This window comes from Azospirillum sp. OGB3 (assembly GCF_014192915.1).
Lineage (GTDB): Bacteria > Pseudomonadota > Alphaproteobacteria > Azospirillales > Azospirillaceae > Azospirillum.
In genome coordinates this window covers 457,312-473,415 of the sequence record NZ_JACHYN010000002.1, presented here as the reverse complement: position 1 = coordinate 473,415, position 16,104 = coordinate 457,312, and the positions used below count along the sequence as shown (strand labels likewise).

The 16,104-nt window shown below is 66.1% G+C and carries 27 protein-coding genes; 2 read left to right on the top strand and 25 right to left on the bottom strand.

Annotated features, from left to right (window positions below; translation table 11 throughout):
• Positions 1-42: 42 nt before the first annotated feature.
• Together FHW79_RS06090 and FHW79_RS06085 are read right to left on the bottom strand one after the other, a co-directional pair.
• On the bottom strand, positions 43-1,173 hold the full coding sequence (locus tag FHW79_RS06090; protein ID WP_183178068.1) for a carboxylate-amine ligase: 1,131 nt from the start codon (positions 1,171-1,173) through the stop codon (positions 43-45).
• Between the two features lie 6 nt (positions 1,174-1,179).
• Positions 1,180-2,052: an N-formylglutamate amidohydrolase gene (locus FHW79_RS06085; protein ID WP_183178067.1), complete on the bottom strand. Its 873-nt coding sequence runs from the start codon at positions 2,050-2,052 to the stop codon at positions 1,180-1,182.
• A 186-nt stretch (positions 2,053-2,238) separates the two neighbouring features.
• On the opposite strand from FHW79_RS06085, the gene FHW79_RS06080 reads away from it, so the two are divergent.
• Both FHW79_RS06080 and FHW79_RS06075 read left to right on the top strand, forming a co-directional pair.
• Positions 2,239-3,153, top strand: coding sequence for a DMT family transporter (locus tag FHW79_RS06080; protein WP_183178066.1), 915 nt, complete (start codon positions 2,239-2,241; stop codon positions 3,151-3,153).
• Positions 3,154-3,262: 109 nt separating this feature from the next.
• Positions 3,263-4,021, top strand: coding sequence for an FCD domain-containing protein (locus FHW79_RS06075; RefSeq protein ID WP_348984059.1), 759 nt, complete (start codon positions 3,263-3,265; stop codon positions 4,019-4,021).
• A 113-nt stretch (positions 4,022-4,134) separates the two neighbouring features.
• On the opposite strand, the gene FHW79_RS06070 is transcribed toward FHW79_RS06075, so the two are convergent.
• The 23 genes from FHW79_RS06070 to rpsJ form a co-directional block, all read right to left on the bottom strand.
• On the bottom strand, positions 4,135-4,782 hold the full coding sequence (locus FHW79_RS06070; protein WP_183178064.1) for an adenylate kinase: 648 nt from the start codon (positions 4,780-4,782) through the stop codon (positions 4,135-4,137).
• Entirely contained in the window at positions 4,782-6,122 is a 1,341-nt protein-coding gene (gene secY, locus FHW79_RS06065; protein ID WP_014241020.1) for a preprotein translocase subunit SecY, read from the bottom strand. The genes FHW79_RS06070 and secY overlap by 1 nt, the downstream gene beginning before the upstream one ends.
• A 118-nt stretch (positions 6,123-6,240) precedes the next feature.
• Positions 6,241-6,726, bottom strand: a complete 486-nt coding sequence (rplO, locus tag FHW79_RS06060; protein ID WP_149467682.1) for a 50S ribosomal protein L15 — start codon at positions 6,724-6,726, stop codon at positions 6,241-6,243.
• Between the two features lie 4 nt (positions 6,727-6,730).
• Complete coding sequence (gene rpmD, locus FHW79_RS06055) at positions 6,731-6,922, bottom strand: 50S ribosomal protein L30 (RefSeq protein WP_014241022.1); 192 nt, start codon at positions 6,920-6,922, stop codon at positions 6,731-6,733.
• A gap of 2 nt (positions 6,923-6,924) precedes the next feature.
• Complete coding sequence (gene rpsE, locus FHW79_RS06050) at positions 6,925-7,506, bottom strand: 30S ribosomal protein S5 (protein ID WP_035675037.1); 582 nt, start codon at positions 7,504-7,506, stop codon at positions 6,925-6,927.
• Between the two features lie 12 nt (positions 7,507-7,518).
• Positions 7,519-7,881, bottom strand: coding sequence for a 50S ribosomal protein L18 (gene rplR / locus FHW79_RS06045; protein WP_014241024.1), 363 nt, complete (start codon positions 7,879-7,881; stop codon positions 7,519-7,521).
• An 8-nt stretch (positions 7,882-7,889) separates the two neighbouring features.
• Positions 7,890-8,423, bottom strand: a complete 534-nt coding sequence (gene rplF / locus FHW79_RS06040) for a 50S ribosomal protein L6 (RefSeq protein ID WP_014241025.1) — start codon at positions 8,421-8,423, stop codon at positions 7,890-7,892.
• Between the two features lie 13 nt (positions 8,424-8,436).
• Positions 8,437-8,835: a 30S ribosomal protein S8 gene (gene rpsH, locus FHW79_RS06035; RefSeq protein ID WP_035675041.1), complete on the bottom strand. Its 399-nt coding sequence runs from the start codon at positions 8,833-8,835 to the stop codon at positions 8,437-8,439.
• A 13-nt stretch (positions 8,836-8,848) separates the two neighbouring features.
• Positions 8,849-9,154 carry a 30S ribosomal protein S14 gene (rpsN, locus tag FHW79_RS06030; RefSeq protein WP_014241026.1) on the bottom strand — a complete coding sequence of 102 codons (306 nt, stop codon included), beginning with the start codon at positions 9,152-9,154 and terminating at the stop codon, positions 8,849-8,851.
• 19 nt (positions 9,155-9,173) lie between these two features.
• On the bottom strand, positions 9,174-9,716 hold the full coding sequence (rplE, locus tag FHW79_RS06025) for a 50S ribosomal protein L5 (RefSeq protein WP_094303024.1): 543 nt from the start codon (positions 9,714-9,716) through the stop codon (positions 9,174-9,176).
• Positions 9,717-9,727: 11 nt separating this feature from the next.
• Complete coding sequence (rplX, locus tag FHW79_RS06020) at positions 9,728-10,048, bottom strand: 50S ribosomal protein L24 (protein ID WP_348984057.1); 321 nt, start codon at positions 10,046-10,048, stop codon at positions 9,728-9,730.
• Positions 10,045-10,413: a 50S ribosomal protein L14 gene (rplN, locus tag FHW79_RS06015; protein WP_012973215.1), complete on the bottom strand. Its 369-nt coding sequence runs from the start codon at positions 10,411-10,413 to the stop codon at positions 10,045-10,047. Before rplN ends, rplX begins: the two co-directional genes overlap by 4 nt.
• 17 nt (positions 10,414-10,430) lie before the next feature.
• A complete protein-coding gene (rpsQ, locus tag FHW79_RS06010) occupies positions 10,431-10,685 on the bottom strand; it encodes a 30S ribosomal protein S17 (protein ID WP_014241029.1) in 255 nt (84 codons plus the stop codon).
• A 12-nt stretch (positions 10,686-10,697) separates the two neighbouring features.
• Positions 10,698-10,904, bottom strand: coding sequence for a 50S ribosomal protein L29 (gene rpmC / locus FHW79_RS06005; protein ID WP_183178062.1), 207 nt, complete (start codon positions 10,902-10,904; stop codon positions 10,698-10,700).
• Entirely contained in the window at positions 10,901-11,332 is a 432-nt protein-coding gene (gene rplP / locus FHW79_RS06000; protein ID WP_014241031.1) for a 50S ribosomal protein L16, read from the bottom strand. The genes rpmC and rplP overlap by 4 nt, the downstream gene beginning before the upstream one ends.
• Before the next feature lie 15 nt (positions 11,333-11,347).
• Positions 11,348-12,124: a 30S ribosomal protein S3 gene (rpsC, locus tag FHW79_RS05995; RefSeq protein ID WP_014241032.1), complete on the bottom strand. Its 777-nt coding sequence runs from the start codon at positions 12,122-12,124 to the stop codon at positions 11,348-11,350.
• Position 12,125: 1 nt separating this feature from the next.
• Positions 12,126-12,521 (bottom strand): 50S ribosomal protein L22, encoded by a 396-nt coding sequence (gene rplV, locus FHW79_RS05990; protein ID WP_035675046.1) that lies wholly within the window; start codon positions 12,519-12,521, stop codon positions 12,126-12,128.
• Positions 12,522-12,524: 3 nt separating this feature from the next.
• Positions 12,525-12,803 (bottom strand): 30S ribosomal protein S19, encoded by a 279-nt coding sequence (gene rpsS / locus FHW79_RS05985; RefSeq protein ID WP_014241034.1) that lies wholly within the window; start codon positions 12,801-12,803, stop codon positions 12,525-12,527.
• A 12-nt stretch (positions 12,804-12,815) separates the two neighbouring features.
• Positions 12,816-13,643 carry a 50S ribosomal protein L2 gene (rplB, locus tag FHW79_RS05980; protein WP_094303028.1) on the bottom strand — a complete coding sequence of 276 codons (828 nt, stop codon included), beginning with the start codon at positions 13,641-13,643 and terminating at the stop codon, positions 12,816-12,818.
• 16 nt (positions 13,644-13,659) lie between these two features.
• The gene (locus FHW79_RS05975; protein ID WP_094303029.1) at positions 13,660-13,977 is read right to left on the bottom strand and encodes a 50S ribosomal protein L23; all 318 of its coding nucleotides are present in this window, start codon (positions 13,975-13,977) and stop codon (positions 13,660-13,662) included.
• Positions 13,974-14,594, bottom strand: coding sequence for a 50S ribosomal protein L4 (rplD, locus tag FHW79_RS05970; protein WP_183178061.1), 621 nt, complete (start codon positions 14,592-14,594; stop codon positions 13,974-13,976). Before rplD ends, FHW79_RS05975 begins: the two co-directional genes overlap by 4 nt.
• 5 nt (positions 14,595-14,599) lie before the next feature.
• Positions 14,600-15,310, bottom strand: coding sequence for a 50S ribosomal protein L3 (gene rplC, locus FHW79_RS05965; RefSeq protein ID WP_109070630.1), 711 nt, complete (start codon positions 15,308-15,310; stop codon positions 14,600-14,602).
• A 60-nt stretch (positions 15,311-15,370) separates the two neighbouring features.
• A complete protein-coding gene (gene rpsJ / locus FHW79_RS05960; protein ID WP_014241039.1) occupies positions 15,371-15,679 on the bottom strand; it encodes a 30S ribosomal protein S10 in 309 nt (102 codons plus the stop codon).
• Positions 15,680-16,104: the final 425 nt, after the last annotated feature.

The window sequence follows — 16,104 nt, the reverse complement described above, 5'->3', positions numbered from 1 at the left end:
CCGAAAGTTGCCATGGATTTCGAAGCAACTCTTCGGTGCAAATCACTCCACCCCGACCATGGTCTCCTCGGCCAGCCAGTCGACCACCTGGGCCAGGGCCTCCCAGCCGGTGGCGCCCTGCTCCAACGCCTCGCGGTAGATGGCCACCTGCCGGTGGGCGCTCGTACCGCGCCGGATGATGTCGCGGGCGTTGGCGACCTCGGCCGCGCAATCGAATCGCTCCGCGTCCTCGCGGGTCAGCTCGATCAGCTCCTCCATCAGGTCGGCGTAGGGAACGATGGTGCCGCGCCCGAAATCGACCAGCCCCTCGTCGAGGCCGTAGCGCTGGGCGCGCCAGCGGTTCTCGCCGATCAGCAGGTTCTTGTAGGGCCGCCACGTCACGTTCCGCAGCCGCAGCCGCCACAGCATGCGCAGCAGGCAGCGGAACAGCGCCGCCACCGTCACCGCGTCGTCGAGGCGGGTGCAGACGTCGGTGATCCGCATCTCCAGCGTCGGGAAGCGCTGGGACGGGCGGATGTCCCACCACAGCTTGCTCGCGTCCTCGATGATGCCGGCGTTGACCAGGACGTTCACCTGCTGCTGGTACTCGCCGAAGCTCTGGAAGCTGTCGGGCATGCCGGTGCGCGGCAGCTCGTTCCACACCGCCAGCCGGTAGGATTTCCGCTGCATGTCCTGCCCCCGCCAGAAGGGCGAGGAGGTGGACAGCGCCAGCAAATGCGGCAGGAAGTAACGGACCTGATTCATCAGGTCGATGCGCAGGTCGTCGTCCTCGATTCCGACATGGACGTGCATGCCGCAGATCATCAGCCGCCGCGCCGGCGCGCCCAGGTCGCGGGCCAGCATGTTGTAGCGGTCGCGGTTGGTGTGCTTCTGCGGCTCCCACGCGGCGAAGGGATGGGTGGAGGCGGCAATGGGCGCCAGATTGTGGGCGCGCGCCACCCCGGCCACCGTCGCGCGCAGCCGCGCCAGCTCCGCCCGCGCCTCCTTGAGATTGGCGCAGACCGGCGTGCCGACCTCGATCTGGCAGCGCAGGAACTCCGGGTGGATCTGACCCGGCGCCTGCTCCTGGCAGGCTTCCAGCATCTCGTCCGGCGGGTTTCGCGCGATGTCCCGCGAACTGCGGTCGACCAGCAGATACTCTTCCTCAAGCCCCAGCGTGAAGGCAGGCTCCATGAACGCTCACTCCCGCGGGAACAGTTTGATTTCGTAGAGGCCGGGGTCGGCCAGAATCGGCTCCAGCGCATCGCCCAGCACCGTAGCCCACAGCGCCGCCCCCTCCGGCGTGGCGATCAGGTCCTGGCGCACCTCGACCAGGACGTTGGGCAGCCCGGCGGGGGTGGCGTGGCTTTCCACCGTGCCGCCCAAGGTCGTCCGGCCCGAATAGGGCTCGTTGTCGCCGACGCACCAGCGCCCGTCGGCGCGCAGCCGCGCGATCATCGGAATCGGAATGCGCGGGTCGTGGTCCCACAGGATGCCGACATGCCAGGGCCGGGCGACGCCGCGCATGGCGGGCGTGAAGCTGTGGATCGACAGCAGCACCGGCACCTGCCCGCGCTCCCGCCGCCGGGCGACCTCGGCGGCGACCGCCGCGTGATAGGGCCGGAAGATGGCGTCGATGCGCCGCTCCTCCTCGGACCGGTCGAGGGCCCGGTTGCCGGGGATCACCACGTCGTCGCTGACCACCGGGATCGCCGTCGGGTCGTTCAGCGCGCGGTTCGGATCGATGACCAGCCGGGAATAGCCGGACAGCACCGCCGTGGCCCCGAACCGTTCGGACAGCCGCCGCGTCACCTCGGCCGCGCCGATGTCGTAGGCGATGTGCCGGCACAGATTGGTCTCGTCCAGCCCCAGCGTCCCCAGCGCCTTCGGAATCGCCCGCGAGGCGTGGTCGCACAGCAGCAGGACCGGACTGTCCGACTCCGGGCGCAGGACGGTGAACGGCGGCGGATCGTCGGGACCCAGCAGCGGCGAGGGCGGCGCGGCGCGCGGCGGCGACGGCAGGGTCACCGGTCGGGGGTGTTCGGCGGGCTTGCAGGGGGATCGCTGCGTCATGATGGCACAGTATTGCAGGGTCTCGGTTGCAGCGGAAGTTCCCGCCGAAGGGTCACCAGGGCAACGGTCCGGACGCAAGGATGATCCCACCGCCGCGGCAATGCCCCACAATCCGGGTCTTCCGCAGATGTGCCATGCGGCGGGGGACCGTGGCGCCCGCAGGGTGCGTCCGCTATAACGGGCGCCATGCCGGACGCCAGCACCCTCGCCCCCGTCGCGCGCGTCGATTCCGCGCAGCGGATCGCGCTGATCGCCCTTCTGACCGGGGCACTGGGGATCGCCTTCGCCCCGATCTTCGTGCGCCTGTCCGAACTGGGCCCGAGCGCCACCGCCTTCTGGCGGCTGGCCTTCGCCATCCCCGCTCTGTGGGTCTGGATGGCCATGGAGCCCAAGGGCGGCGCGCGCTCCCGCAAGCCTTCATCGCTCAACGACTATGCCCGACTGACCGCCGCCGGGTTGTTCTTCGCGGGCGACCTTGCGATCTGGCACTGGTCGATCCGCTACACCTCGGTCGCCAATTCCACGTTGCTCGCCAACTTCGCGCCGATCTTCGTGACGCTGGTGTCCTGGCTGGTGTTCAAGGAGCGGTTCAGCCGCACCTTCCTCACTGGGCTGGCGCTGGCGCTGTGCGGGGCCATCGTGCTGATGGGGCAAAGCCTGCAGCTGAGCCCGGACCACCTGTTCGGCGACGCTCTTGGGCTGCTGACCGCCGTGTTCTACAGCGGATACTTCCTGATGGTCGGCCGTCTGCGGTCGGAGTTCTCGACCGCCACCATCATGACCTGGAGCGGCGTCGTCACCGGCCTCGCCCTGCTGCCCATCGCCCTGCTGTCGGGGGAAAGCCTGATCGCCGGCTCGCTCGGCGGCTGGGGCGTGCTGCTGGGGCTGGCCCTGGTCAGCCACGCCGGCGGCCAGAGCCTGATCGCCTACGCGCTGGCCCATCTGCCCGCCGCCTTCTCCTCGGTCAGCCTGCTGCTCCAGCCGGCCGCCGCCGCGGTTCTGGCCTGGGCGCTGCTCGCCGAGCCGCTCGGCGCGTTCCAGGCGGTCGGCGGGACCATCGTGCTGGCCGGAATCCTGGTGGCACGCCGCGGGAGCCGATAAGGCACGACGGACGACGCGGTCCATACGCCGCCGTCCGGATGCGAGTTGACGAGATTTGCCCGACTCGGGTACGACCTATGACCGATTGCTGATGAAAGGGCATGCCACCGTGTCCGACACCGAAGAACCCCACCACGTACCGGCCTCCTCCCAGCGCATTTCCGAATGGGTGGCGGAACGGATTCTAGAACGGATCGCCCGCGGCGAACTGGTTCCGGGGGAGCGCCTGCCCGGCGAGCGCCAACTCGCCGAGCAGCTCCATGTCAGCCGGGTGTCGGTGCGCGCCGCCCTGCAGAAGCTGAAGACCCAAGGTTTCCTGACCGCCGTCCAGGGCGGCGGCACGCGGGTGGTGTCCTCTGCGGGTGCCATGGACGGCGCCCTGACCGAGATGGTCCGGGTGAAGCACACCAACCTCTGCGACCTCGTGGAGATCCGGCAGGCGTTGGAAAGCTGGGCGGCGCGGCGCGCCACCGAACGCGCGACCCAGGAGCAGATCGACCACATCGGGCGAGTCCTCGCCGCAATGGGCGAGACGGGCCGCGACGGCAAGCAGGCCGCCGACGACATGGACTTCCACCTCGCCGTCGCCCAGGCGGCGGGAAGCCCGGTCTACCTGCACCTGCTGGCGACCATCCGCGACATCCTCGGCCAGATGATGGAATACCATCACACGGAGCCCTTCGCGCTGGGCCGCGAGGCGCTGATGATCGACCATCACCGCGCCATCTACGACGCCATACGGCGCCGTGACGCCGATGCCGCCGCCGTTGCGGCCACCGACCACCTCGGCTGGGTGCTCGACCGTTACAACGACCTGAGCCGGAAGGCGGAGGACCTGTCCCACCCCGACACCGACGCCAATCCGTAGAGGCGGGTCGACCGGGGAGGTCCGCCCTCCCCGCTCCATCGCCGACACATGAAAAAGCCGCGGGGTCCGGAAACCCCGCGGCTTTTCTTTTCAGCGGACTATGACGATCCCGGTCAAGCGGCCAGGATGTCCTCGATCTGCTTGGTCACATCGTCGATCTCGGCTATGCCGTCCACCGTCTTCAGAACGCCTCGGCTCTGGTAATACGGGAGGATCGGCGCGGTCTGCTCGTGATACTGGGCGAGCCGGGTCTTCACCGTGTCGGCGTTGTCGTCGGCCCGGCGCTTGAACTCCGTGCTGCCGCAAACGTCGCACACGCCCTCGACCTTGGGCTTCTCGAAGACGTCGTGATAGCCCTTGCCGCACTTGGCGCAGGTGTAACGACCGGTGATGCGCTCCACCAGGATGTCGTCGACGACCTTCATCTCGATCACATGATCGAGCTTCAGGCCCTTGTCCGACAGCATGGTGTCCAGCGCCTCGGCCTGGGCGACCGTCCGCGGGAAGCCGTCGAGGATGAAGCCGTTGGCGACATCCGGCTTGGAAATGCGCTCAGCGATGATTTTGACCATCAGCTCGTCCGGCATCAATTTGCCGGCGGACATGATGTCCTTCGCCTGCTGCCCAAGCGGACCACCCTCGGCGACCATCGCGCGGAGCATATCGCCCGTGGAAAGCTGGACGAGTCCGCGCGTGTCTTCGAGACGCCGCGCCTGGGTCCCCTTCCCGGCGCCCGGCGGTCCGAGCAGAATGAGATTCATTACTTTCTCCCCCGAAGCTTCGCTTTTTTAATCAGCCCCTCATACTGGTGGGCCAGCAGATGGGAATGAATCTGCGCAACCGTGTCCATCGTCACCGTGACCACGATCAGCAGGCTGGTGCCGCCAAAATAGAACGGAACCGAATGCTGGGAAATCAGGATTTCGGGGAGGAGACAAACCGCCACAAGGTACGCGGAACCGATCACCGTCAGGCGGGTCAGCACGTAGTCGATGTAGTCCGCGGTGTTCTTGCCCGGACGGATGCCGGGAATGAAGCCGCCATACTTACGCAGGTTCTCGGCCGTGTCCGCGGGGTTGAAGACGATGGCCGTGTAGAAGAAGCAGAAGAAGATGATCAGCGCCGAATACAGGATCATGTAGAGCGGCGTGCCGTGCGCCAGATAGCGCGTGACGGTCTGCAGCCACTCCGGACCCTCGCCGCCGGCGAAGCCGACCGCGGTCAGCGGCAGCAGCAGCAGCGACGACGCGAAGATCGGCGGGATGACGCCCGACGTGTTCAGCTTCAGCGGCAGGTGCGACGCTTCGCCGCCGAACACGCGGTTGCCCATCTGCCGCTTCGGGTACTGGATCAGCAGGCGGCGCTGCGCGCGCTCCATGAACACGATGAAGAACACGACGCCCACCGCCATCAGCAGCAGGAAGACGATGAACAGCGTGGACAGCGCGCCGGTGCGGCCCAGTTCCAGCGTGCTGACGAGAGCGCGCGGCAGCTCGGCGACGATGCCGGCGAAGATGATGAGGGAGATGCCGTTGCCGATGCCGCGGGCGGTGATCTGCTCACCCAGCCACATCAGGAACATCGTGCCGCCGACCAGCGTGATGACCGTGGCGATCTTAAAGAACAGCCCCGGTTCCGGAACCGCGGCGCCGGACGCGCCGGTCATCGCCTCGAGTCCCACCGCCAAGCCCCAGGCCTGCACGGTCGCCAGAAGGACGGTGCCGTAGCGGGTGTACTGGTTCAGCTTCTTGCGGCCCGACTCGCCCTCCTTCTTCAGCGCTTCCATCTGCGGCGACACCGCGGTCAGAAGCTGCACGATGATGGAGGCCGAAATGTACGGCATGATGTTGAGCGCGAAGATCGTCATGCGGTGCAGCGCGCCGCCGGCCAGCATGTCGAACATGCCCAGGATGCCCCCGCCCTGCTGCCGGAAAATATCGGCCAGGATCTGCGGGTTGACGCCCGGAATCGGGATGTAGGTGCCCAGGCGGTAAATGATCAAGGCACCAAGGGTGAACCAGATCCGCTTCTTCAGCTCGGTTGCCTTGGAGAAGGCCCCGAAATTAATGTTCGCGGCAAGCTGCTCGGCCGCTGATGCCATGGGTCGTATCCCTGTCCCTAATGCACGAACGGGGCGGCTCTGCAGGATGCAGGCCGCCCCTCGCAACTTCGCTTCATTTAGTGCCGGAGGGGACCCGCGCGCAAGCGCGGGCTTCCGATCACTCGGCGGCTTCGGCGGCGGACGCGGTCAGCGTGACGCTGCCACCCGCCTTCTCGACCGCTTCCACAGCCGACTTGGAGGCGCCGGCCACGGTGAAGCTGGCCTTCGTCGTCAGGGCGCCCTTGCCCAGCAGACGAACGCCGTCCTTCTTCACCTTGCCGGTGACACCCGCCGCTTCCAGGGCCACCGCATCGATGGTCTGGCTGGCGTCGAGCTTGCCGGCGTCGATGAACTTCTGGACCAGGCCCAGGTTCACGACCGAGTATTCCTTCGCGAAGATGTTGCGGAAACCGCGCTTCGGAAGGCGGCGGTGAAGGGGCATCTGGCCGCCTTCAAAGCCGTTGATGGCCACGCCGGTGCGCGAGGTCTGACCCTTGACGCCACGGCCGCCGGTCTTGCCCTTGCCAGAGCCGATACCGCGGCCGACGCGCATGCGCTCCTTACGGGCACCGGGGTTGTCCCGGAGATCGTTCAGCTTCGTCATGGGTTCAGCCCTCGTTCTCGACGCGGACCAGGTGCGCGACCTTGGCGATCATGCCCCGCACGGCCGGAGTGTCCTCCAGCTCGCGGGTCCGGTGCAGCTTGTTGAGACCCAGACCGACCAGCGTCTCACGCTGGTCGTGCTTGCGGCCGATCGGGCTGCCGGTCTGGGTGACGATGACGGTCTTCTTCTCGGCCATGATCAAGCCTCCTGCGCACCGGCAGCGCCGGTTTCACGCTTGCCGAGGATGTCGCTCACGCGACGGCCGCGACGGGCGGCGACGCTGCGCGGGCTGGAAACCTGCGACAGGGCGTCGAAGGTCGCCTTGATCATGTTGTGCGGGTTCGAGGTGCCGATGGACTTCGTCACCACGTCCTGCACACCCAGCGCCTCGAAGATCGCGCGCATCGGACCGCCGGCGATGATGCCGGTACCGGCCGGAGCGGTGCGCAGCACGACCTTGCCGGCACCGAAGTGACCGTTGGAGTCGTGGTGCAGCGTGCGGCCCTCGCGGAGCGGAACGCGGATCATGCCGCGCTTCGCCTGGTCGGTGGCCTTGCGGATCGCCTCCGGCACTTCACGGGCCTTGCCCGATCCGACGCCGACGCGGCCCTTGCCGTCACCGACCACCACCAGGGCGGCGAAGCCGAAGCGACGGCCACCCTTCACAACCTTGGCGACGCGGTTGATGCCGACGAGCTTTTCGATCAGCTCGCTCTCTTCCCGGTCGCGATCGCGCGGCTGCCGATCACGGTCGCTCCGCTCGCCTCTTTCACGTGCCATTTCGGAGCCTCCTTAGAACGACAGCCCGCCCTCGCGGGCGGCGTCAGCCAGGGCCTTGACCCGGCCGTGGTAAATGTAGCCACCACGGTCGAACACGACCTCGGTGACGCCCGCCGCCTTGGCGCGCTCGGCGATGAGCGCGCCGATCTTCTGGGCGGCTTCGACGTTCCCACCGTGCTTGAGCTGCTCGCGCAGCTCCTTTTCCACGGACGAGGCCGAGGCGACCGTGCGGCCGTTCTCGTCGTCGATGATCTGGGCGTAGATGTGCAGATTGGACCGGAAAACCGAGAGGCGAGCCCGCCCGCCGGCCTTCTTGGCAATCTGCGCGCGCACGCGCTGCTTGCGGCGCTCGTGGAGTTGCTTTGGCTTGAGCATGGCGGACCTTACTTCTTCTTGCCTTCCTTACGGATCAGCGTCTCGGTCTCGTACTTGATGCCCTTGCCCTTATAGGGCTCCGGCTTCTTCCAACCGCGGATCTCCGCGGCGACTTGACCGACCTTCTGCTTGTCGAAGCCCGACACCGAGATCGCGGTGGGCTTGTCACACTTGATGGTGATGCCCTCCGGGATCGGGTACTTGACGTCGTGCGAGTAGCCGAGCTGCATGACCAGCTCCTTGCCCTGCACGGCGGCACGGTAACCGACGCCGTTGATCTCGAGGTTGATGGTGAAGCCCTGGTTGACGCCCGTGACCATGTTGTTGATCAGGGTGCGCGAGGTTGCCCACATGACGCGGGCGCGCTTGCTGTCGTTCGCCGGGGCCACCACGACCTTGCCGTCTTCCAGCTTGGCCGTGATGTCGTCGATGAGGGTCAGGCTGAGCGAACCCAGCTTGCCCTTGGCCGACACCTGCTGGCCGTTGACGGAGACGTCAACACCAGCCGGAACCGGCACGGGATGCTTTCCAATGCGCGACATCGAAGGGTCCCCCTTAGAACACGCGGCAGAGGACTTCACCGCCGACGTTGGCGGCGCGGGCCTCATTGTCCGACATCACGCCGCGCGGCGTGGAGAGGATCGCGATGCCGAGGCCGTTGAAGACGCGGGGCAGATCGGTGATCTTCGAATAGACGCGGCGGCCGGGCTTCGACACGCGGGCGATCTGCTTAATCACAGGCTCGCCTTCGTGATACTTCAGCTCGATCTTCAGGTTCTTGATGCCGGGGCGCAGCTCCTCCTCGGAGTAGCCGCGGATGTAACCCTCGCGCTTGAGAACCTCAAGCACGTTGCTGCGCAGCTTCGACGCCGGGCTCTGCACAACAGACATACGGGCGTGCTGACCGTTGCGGATGCGGGTCAGCATATCGCCGAGCGGATCGCTCAAAGACATTCTCCGACCCTCCTTACCAGCTCGACTTCACCATCCCCGGGATCTGGCCGGTCGAGGCCAGTTCGCGGAGGGTGACGCGGGACAGCTTGAACTTGCGATAGAACGCCCGCGGACGGCCGGTCATTTCGCAGCGGTTGCGGATGCGCACCTTCGACGAGTTGCGCGGCATTTCGGCCAGCTTGAGGCGGGCGGCGAACTGCTCTTCCGGCGGGAGGGAGCGATCGGAGGCGATGGCCTTCAGGCGGGCACGCTTGTTGGCGAACTGCTTCACCAGCTTGGTGCGACGCTTGTTCTTCTCGATGGCACTGGTCTTAGCCATGGGGTCGTGCTCCAGCCAATCAGGCCACAAACGGCATGTCGAAGGCCTTCAGGAGAGCCTTGGCCTCCTTGTCGGTCTTCGCCGAGGTGACGAAAATGATGTCCATGCCGCGGATCTGATCGATCTTGTCGTAGTCGATCTCCGGGAAAATGATCTGCTCCTTCACGCCCATGGCATAGTTGCCACGGCCGTCGAAGCTGTTGCCGGGAATGCCGCGGAAGTCGCGGACACGCGGCAACGCGATCGTGACCAGGCGATCCAGGAACTCGTACATGCGGTCACGGCGGAGCGTGACCTTGCACCCGATCGCCATGCCCTCACGCAGCTTGAACTGCGCGATCGACTTGCGGGACTTCGTGACGATCGGCTTCTGGCCGCTGATCGCCGTCAGTTCGCTCACCGCATTCTGGATCTTCTTGGAGTCGCCGACAGCCTCGCCGACACCCATGTTGATGACGATCTTCTCGATCCGCGGAACTTCCATGTCGTTCGCGTAGCCGAACTCAGCCTTGAGCGCGGCGCGGATCTTGGAGTCGTACACTTCCTTCAAACGTGCAGCCATTGGTCCGGTCCTCACACGTCGATGACTTCGCCGGACCGCTTGGCGACACGCACCTTGCGGCCATCCTCAAGGACCTTGAAACCGACGCGGGTCGGCTTGCCGTCCTTGGGGTCGACATGAGCAACGTTCGAGACGTTGATCGGCGCCTCGAACTCAACGATGCCGCCCTGCGAGGTGGCGCTCGGACGCTGGTGCTTCTTCACCACGTTCACGCCCTGCACGACGACACGGTTTTCCGCCGGGATGACCTTGAGGACCTCACCGGTCTTCCCCTTGTCCTTGCCGGCAAGGATGACGACCATGTCCTTGGTCTTGATCTTCGCGGCCATCACAGCACCTCCGGCGCCAGCGAGATGATCTTCATGAACTTCTTGCCGCGAAGCTCACGAGTGACCGGCCCGAAGATACGCGTGCCGATCGGCTCGCCCTGCTTGTTGATCAGCACGGCGGCATTGCGGTCGAAACGGATCGCGGACCCGTCCTCCCGGCGCAGTTCCTTCGCGGTGCGGACGATGACGGCGCGATGCACGTCGCCCTTCTTGACGCGACCCTTCGGAATGGCCTCCTTCACGGAGACGACGATGACGTCGCCGACGGTGGCCACCTTCCGCTTGGACCCGCCAAGCACCTTGATGCACTGCACCCGGCGCGCCCCGCTATTGTCGGCGACTTCCAGGTTGGTTTGCATCTGGATCATGGTTTGTACCCTTCCGTTTACGCGGCGCCGCTAACGGCGGCGGACTCAAGCACGACCGTCCAGCGCTTGCGCTTGGAGATCGGGCGGCATTCGATGATCGAAACGGTATCGCCGACCTTGAACTGGTTGCCCTCGTCGTGGGCGGCGTACTTCTTCGACTGACGAATGAACTTCTTGTACACGGGGTGCATGACGCGGCGCTCGACCAGGACGATAACCGTCTTGTCGCCCTTGTCGCTGACCACCGTGCCCTGCAGAACGCGGCGAGGCATAGGTAGCCCTCCTTACTTGCCGGCTTCGGCCGAGCGCGTGCGCTCGCCGAGGATCGTCTTGATGCGCGCGATGTCGCGACGCACCACTCGCACCCGCGCGGTGTTCTCCAGCTGGCCGGAGGCCCGCTGGAAACGCAGGTTGAACTGTTCCTTCTTGAGCTGGAGGAGCTGATCGTTCAGCTCCTCGGTGCTCTTCGCGCGAACGTCGACGGACTTCATGCCGCCACCTCCTCACCGCCGCCGAGGCGGGTCACCAGCTTGGTCTTGATCGGCAGCTTGGCGGCCGCCAGGGCGAACGCCTGCTTTGCCACATCCGCGGGCACGCCGTCCAGCTCAAACAGAATGCGGCCGGGATGAACGCGGGCCGCCCAGTACTCGGGCGTGCCCTTACCGGAACCCATGCGGACTTCGGCGGGCTTGGTGGAGACCGGCAGGTCCGGGAACACGCGGATCCACACGCGGCCCTGACGCTTCATGGCGCGGGTGATCGCGCGGCGGGCCGCCTCGATCTGGCGGGCCGTGATGCGCTCCGGCTCCAGGGCCTTGAGGCCGAAGGAGCCGAAGTTCAGCTGGGTGCCGCCCTTCGCGTTGCCGTGGATGCGGCCCTTGTGGGCCTTGCGGTACTTGGTACGCTTCGGAGAAAGCATCGCTCGTGCCCCTTACTAGCGGTCAGCCCGCTCGGAGCGGTCACGGTCGCCGCGACCACGGCCCCCACGCTCCTCACGGTCACCACGCTCGCGACGCTCGCGCCGCGGCTCGCCATCGGTCGACACCGGCTCGGTGCCCATGCGCTTGTCCTGCGCCATCGGGTCGTGCGCCATGATCTCGCCCTTGAAGACCCACACCTTGACACCGCAGGTGCCGTAGGTGGTCTTCGCGGTCGCGGTGCCGTAGTCGATGTCCGCACGCAGGGTGTGCAGCGGAACGCGGCCCTCGCGGTACCACTCCAGGCGGGCGATCTCGGCGCCGCCGAGACGACCGGAGCAGTTGATCCGGATGCCCTGGGCGCCCAGACGCATGGCCGACTGCACGGCGCGCTTCATGGCGCGACGGAAGGCGACACGGCGCTCGAGCTGGTTGGAGATGTTCTCGGCGATGAGCTTGGCATCGATCTCCGGCTTGCGGATCTCAATGATGTTCAGGCTCACCTCGCCGCCGGCCATCTTCGACAGCTCGGTGCGCAGCTTCTCGATGTCCGCGCCCTTCTTGCCGATCACCACGCCCGGACGGGCCGAGTGGATGGTGACGCGGGCCTTCTTGGCCGGACGCTCGATGATGACGCGCGAGCAGCCGGCCTGCTGCAGGCGGCCCTGCAGATAGCCGCGCAGCTTCAGGTCCTGGTGCAGCAGGTTGGCGTAGTCGCGCTTGGCGAACCAACGGCTGTCCCAGGTCCGGTTGATGCCGAGGCGCAGCCCGATCGGATTGACTTTCTGACCCATCTTACTCGGCCCCTTCGGCAGCGGCGGCTTCGCGCTCACGCACGATGATCGTCAGGTTGGAGAACAGCTTCTCGACCCGCGCGCCACGGCCACGGGCACGGGCGTGGAAGCGCTTCATCACCAGGGCGCGACCGACCGTCGCCGAGGAGACGTACAGGCGGTCCACATCGAGCTGATGGTTGTTCTCGGCGTTGGCGATCGCGGCCTGAAGGACCTTCTTCACCTCGCCGGCGATGCGGCGCTTGGAGAAGGTCAGCTCGGCCACGGCGCTGCTGGCGTCCTTGTTCCGGATCAGCTGGGCGACGAGGTTCAGCTTGCGCGGGCTGGTGCGGATCATCGGATTGGAGGCGATCGCCTCGTTCTCCGCGATACGGCTGGGGTTGGAGGGCTTGCCCATGGCTTACTTCCTCTTCGCCTTCTTGTCCGCCGCGTGCCCGTAGAAGGTGCGCGTCGGAGCGAACTCACCGAACTTGTGGCCGATCATGTTCTCGGTCACCAGAACCGGCAGGAACTTGTGGCCATTGTACACGCCGAACGTGAGACCCACGAACTGCGGCAGGATCGTCGAGCGACGCGACCAGATCTTGATGATCTCGTTGCGGCCCGAAGCCCGCGACTTGTCCGCCTTCTTGAGCAGGTAGCCGTCGACGAACGGGCCCTTCCAAACGGAGCGTGCCATCGTCCGCCCTCCTTACTTCGAATGACGGCGGCGCAGGATCAGGCCATCCGTCTTCTTGTTGTGACGAGTCTTCTTGCCCTTGGTCGGCTTGCCCCACGGCGTGACCGGATGACGGCCACCCGAGGTACGGCCTTCACCACCACCGTGCGGGTGGTCGATCGGGTTCATGGCGACACCACGGACGGACGGGCGGATGCCCAGCCAACGGCTGCGACCGGCCTTGCCCTTGTTGGTGTTCATGTTGTCCGGGTTCGACACGGCACCCAGGGTGGCCATGCAGTCCCCGCGGACCACGCGAAGCTCGCCCGAGGGCAGCTTCAGCTGGGCGTACCCGCCGTCGCGGCCAACCAGCTGCAGGTAGGTGCCGGCCGAACGGGCCAGCTGACCACCCTTGCCGGGCTTCAGCTCGACGTTGTGCAGCACGGAGCCGACCGGGATGTTCTTCAGCGGCATGGCGTTGCCGGGCTTCACATCCACCTTCTCGCCGGCGATCACCGTGTCGCCCACCTTCAGGCGCTGCGGCGCCAGAATGTAGGACAGGGTGCCGTCCTCATACTTGATGAGGGCGATGAAGGCCGTGCGATTCGGATCGTACTCCAGGCGCTCAACCGTCGCCGGGACGTCGAACTTGCGACGCTTGAAGTCCACCAGACGGTAGACGCGCTTGTGACCGCCACCCATCCGGCGCGCGGTGATGCGGCCGGTGTTGTTGCGGCCACCGGACTTGGTCAGGCCCTCGGTGAGGGTCTTGACCGGCTTGCCCTTCCACAGCTCCGAGCGGTCGACGATGACCAGCTGGCGGAGCGACGGCGTAATCGGGCGATATTGCTTCAGAGCCATCGGATCACACTCCCGCTCAGATGCCCGTGGTCACGTCGATCTTGTTCCCCTCGGCGAGGGTCACGACGGCCTTCTTGAAGTCCGAGCGACGGCCGATGGTCCCGCGGAAGCGCTTGGTCTTACCCTTGGAAACCAGGGTGTTGACCGCCGTCACCTTCACGTTGAACAGCCCTTCGACAGCCGCCTTGATCTCCGGCTTGGTCGCCGACAGCGGCACGCGGAACGTCACCTGATTGTGCTCCGACGCCATCGTCGACTTCTCGGTGATCACCGGAGCCAGGATGAGGTCGTACATCCGCTCCTGGCTCACCGCAGGTTTCGACTGCTTGCTCATTTCAGGCGAGCCTCCAGCTGCTCGACCGCGTTGCGGGTCAGGACCAGCGTATCGCGGCGAAGAATGTCGTAGACGTTGGCGCCCTGCTCCGGCAGCACGTCGATCAGCGGGATGTTGCGCGAGGCCCGAGCGAAGTTCTCGTTCAGGTTGGCGCCATCGATGATCAGAGCCGAGGTCAGGCCGAGCGAAGCGAGGCGGCTGGCCAGTTCCTTGGTCTTGTGCGTCTCGGCCGAAGCGGCGTCGAGGACCAGGAGCTTGCCTTCCGCGGCCTTGGTGGACAGCGCGGTCTTCAGGGCCAGCTTGCGGACCTTCTTGGTCAGGTCATGCTCATGCGAGCGGACGACCGGGCCGAAGATGGTCGCACCGCCACGGAACTGGGCGGAGCGCATGGAACCCTGACGGGCACGGCCGGTGCCCTTCTGGCGGTACGGCTTCTTGCCGGTGCCGGAAATCTCGCTGACCGTCTTGGTCTTGTGCGTGCCGGCGCGGCGCTTGGCCAGCTGCCAGTTGACCATGCGGGCCAGGATGTCCGTGCGGGACGGGAGGCCGAAGACCTCGTCGGCCAGCTCGATCTCGCCGACGGTCTCGTTGTTCAGGTTCTTAATGGTCGCCTTCATGGCCATCACTCCTGCGGCTCGGCGGCGGCTTCAGCGGCCGGCGCAGCCTTGATCCCGGCGGGGAACGGCAGACCTTCCGGAGCCTTCTTCTTCACCGCGTCGCGGATGCGGAGCCAAGCCCCCTCGGCGCCCGGAACGGCACCCTTGAGGAAGATCAGACCGCGGTCCTCATCGACCGACACGACCTTCAGGTTCAGAACCGTGACCTTCTCGTCGCCGAGATGACCGGCCATCTTCTTGTTCTTGAAGACCTTGCCGGGGTCCTGGCGGTTACCCGTCGAACCGTGCGAGCGGTGCGACACCGACACGCCGTGCGTCGCGCGCAGACCACCGAAGTTCCAGCGCTTCATCGGACCGGCGAAGCCCTTACCGATGGAGGTGCCGGTGACGTCGACGAACTGGCCCGGGACGAAATGCGCAGCCGAGAGCTCGGCGCCGACCTCGATCAGCGCGTCGGCATCGACGCGGAACTCGACCAGCTTGCGCTTGGGCTCGACGCGCGCCTTGGCAAAATGCCCGCGCTGCGGCTTCGTGACGTTCTTCACCTTGATGGCGCCTGCGCCGAGCTGGACGGCGGTGTAGCCATCCTTGTCCTCGGTGCGAACGGCGACGACCTGGCAGCTGTCGACTTTCAGCACAGTCACCGGCACGTGCTGCCCGTCGTCCGTGAAGACGCGGGTCATGCCGACTTTCTGCGCGATCAAACCGGATCGCATTGTTCTTTATCTCCTGACCAGGGACATCCTCAGAGGGAGAGGTCCCTCAACAGCAACGAATTAGAGCTTGATCTCGACGTCCACACCGGCAGCGAGGTCGAGCTTCATCAGCGCGTCCACCGTCTGCGGCGTCGGATCGACGATGTCGAGCAGACGCTTGTGGGTGCGGATTTCGAACTGCTCGCGCGACTTCTTGTCGACGTGCGGCGAGCGGTTCACCGTAAACTTCTCGATCTGCGTCGGCAGCGGGATCGGGCCCCGCACCCGAGCACCGGTCCGCTTGGCGGTGTTGACGATCTCGCTGGTCGACTGGTCGAGCACGCGATGATCGAACGCCTTCAAGCGGATGCGGATGTTCTGGCTGTCCATGTCCAAACGTCCCTTGCACCTCGTTTCGGTGACGCGACTGCGCCACCGGCACCCCAAAATCTGTCCCCCGGGGACCCGCGGCGGCAGGCGAACCTGCGCCGGCTCACCGAAGCGGTGGGCGGCGGTTCGCTCTGTCCGATCTGACGGCCGATACGAAAAAGAACATCCCCCGCATCGCAATGCGGGCGGATGTTCCGGGCAGCAACCGGTGCAAGTGGAGCTTGCGGTGCCGTTCGTGATCGGGCTGCGTCTAGGCCGGACGTGCCTACTACCAACCCAAATTCCAGAGGGCGTAACGTGTATGCCCTGGGCGCTCCGGTGTCAACCCACATTTTCCCCCTTGTGACAGGAGGGTGACGGGATCGGACCGGTTCGGCGCGTCACGCCGCAATTTCGCGGATCGGCCATGCAAAAGGGGGCCGACC

What these genes read in the sequence shown, in the direction of transcription:
- FHW79_RS06090 (WP_183178068.1), bottom strand. Translation starts at nt 1,173, where the DNA reads ATGGAGCCTGCCTTCACGCTGGGGCTTGAGGAAGAGTATCTGCTGGTC.
- FHW79_RS06085 (WP_183178067.1), bottom strand. Translation starts at nt 2,052, where the DNA reads ATGACGCAGCGATCCCCCTGCAAGCCCGCCGAACACCCCCGACCGGTG.
- FHW79_RS06080 (WP_183178066.1), top strand. Translation starts at nt 2,239, where the DNA reads ATGCCGGACGCCAGCACCCTCGCCCCCGTCGCGCGCGTCGATTCCGCG.
- FHW79_RS06070 (WP_183178064.1), bottom strand. Translation starts at nt 4,782, where the DNA reads ATGAATCTCATTCTGCTCGGACCGCCGGGCGCCGGGAAGGGGACCCAG.
- secY (WP_014241020.1), bottom strand. Translation starts at nt 6,122, where the DNA reads ATGGCATCAGCGGCCGAGCAGCTTGCCGCGAACATTAATTTCGGGGCC.
- rplO (WP_149467682.1), bottom strand. Translation starts at nt 6,726, where the DNA reads ATGACGAAGCTGAACGATCTCCGGGACAACCCCGGTGCCCGTAAGGAG.
- rpmD (WP_014241022.1), bottom strand. Translation starts at nt 6,922, where the DNA reads ATGGCCGAGAAGAAGACCGTCATCGTCACCCAGACCGGCAGCCCGATC.
- rpsE (WP_035675037.1), bottom strand. Translation starts at nt 7,506, where the DNA reads ATGGCACGTGAAAGAGGCGAGCGGAGCGACCGTGATCGGCAGCCGCGC.
- rplR (WP_014241024.1), bottom strand. Translation starts at nt 7,881, where the DNA reads ATGCTCAAGCCAAAGCAACTCCACGAGCGCCGCAAGCAGCGCGTGCGC.
- rplF (WP_014241025.1), bottom strand. Translation starts at nt 8,423, where the DNA reads ATGTCGCGCATTGGAAAGCATCCCGTGCCGGTTCCGGCTGGTGTTGAC.
- rpsH (WP_035675041.1), bottom strand. Translation starts at nt 8,835, where the DNA reads ATGTCTTTGAGCGATCCGCTCGGCGATATGCTGACCCGCATCCGCAAC.
- rpsN (WP_014241026.1), bottom strand. Translation starts at nt 9,154, where the DNA reads ATGGCTAAGACCAGTGCCATCGAGAAGAACAAGCGTCGCACCAAGCTG.
- rplE (WP_094303024.1), bottom strand. Translation starts at nt 9,716, where the DNA reads ATGGCTGCACGTTTGAAGGAAGTGTACGACTCCAAGATCCGCGCCGCG.
- rplN (WP_012973215.1), bottom strand. Translation starts at nt 10,413, where the DNA reads ATGATCCAGATGCAAACCAACCTGGAAGTCGCCGACAATAGCGGGGCG.
- rpsQ (WP_014241029.1), bottom strand. Translation starts at nt 10,685, where the DNA reads ATGCCTCGCCGCGTTCTGCAGGGCACGGTGGTCAGCGACAAGGGCGAC.
- rpmC (WP_183178062.1), bottom strand. Translation starts at nt 10,904, where the DNA reads ATGAAGTCCGTCGACGTTCGCGCGAAGAGCACCGAGGAGCTGAACGAT.
- rplP (WP_014241031.1), bottom strand. Translation starts at nt 11,332, where the DNA reads ATGCTTTCTCCGAAGCGTACCAAGTACCGCAAGGCCCACAAGGGCCGC.
- rpsC (WP_014241032.1), bottom strand. Translation starts at nt 12,124, where the DNA reads ATGGGTCAGAAAGTCAATCCGATCGGGCTGCGCCTCGGCATCAACCGG.
- rplV (WP_035675046.1), bottom strand. Translation starts at nt 12,521, where the DNA reads ATGGGCAAGCCCTCCAACCCCAGCCGTATCGCGGAGAACGAGGCGATC.
- rpsS (WP_014241034.1), bottom strand. Translation starts at nt 12,803, where the DNA reads ATGGCACGCTCCGTTTGGAAGGGCCCGTTCGTCGACGGCTACCTGCTC.
- rplB (WP_094303028.1), bottom strand. Translation starts at nt 13,643, where the DNA reads ATGGCTCTGAAGCAATATCGCCCGATTACGCCGTCGCTCCGCCAGCTG.
- FHW79_RS05975 (WP_094303029.1), bottom strand. Translation starts at nt 13,977, where the DNA reads ATGAGCAAGCAGTCGAAACCTGCGGTGAGCCAGGAGCGGATGTACGAC.
- rplD (WP_183178061.1), bottom strand. Translation starts at nt 14,594, where the DNA reads ATGAAGGCGACCATTAAGAACCTGAACAACGAGACCGTCGGCGAGATC.
- rplC (WP_109070630.1), bottom strand. Translation starts at nt 15,310, where the DNA reads ATGCGATCCGGTTTGATCGCGCAGAAAGTCGGCATGACCCGCGTCTTC.
- rpsJ (WP_014241039.1), bottom strand. Translation starts at nt 15,679, where the DNA reads ATGGACAGCCAGAACATCCGCATCCGCTTGAAGGCGTTCGATCATCGC.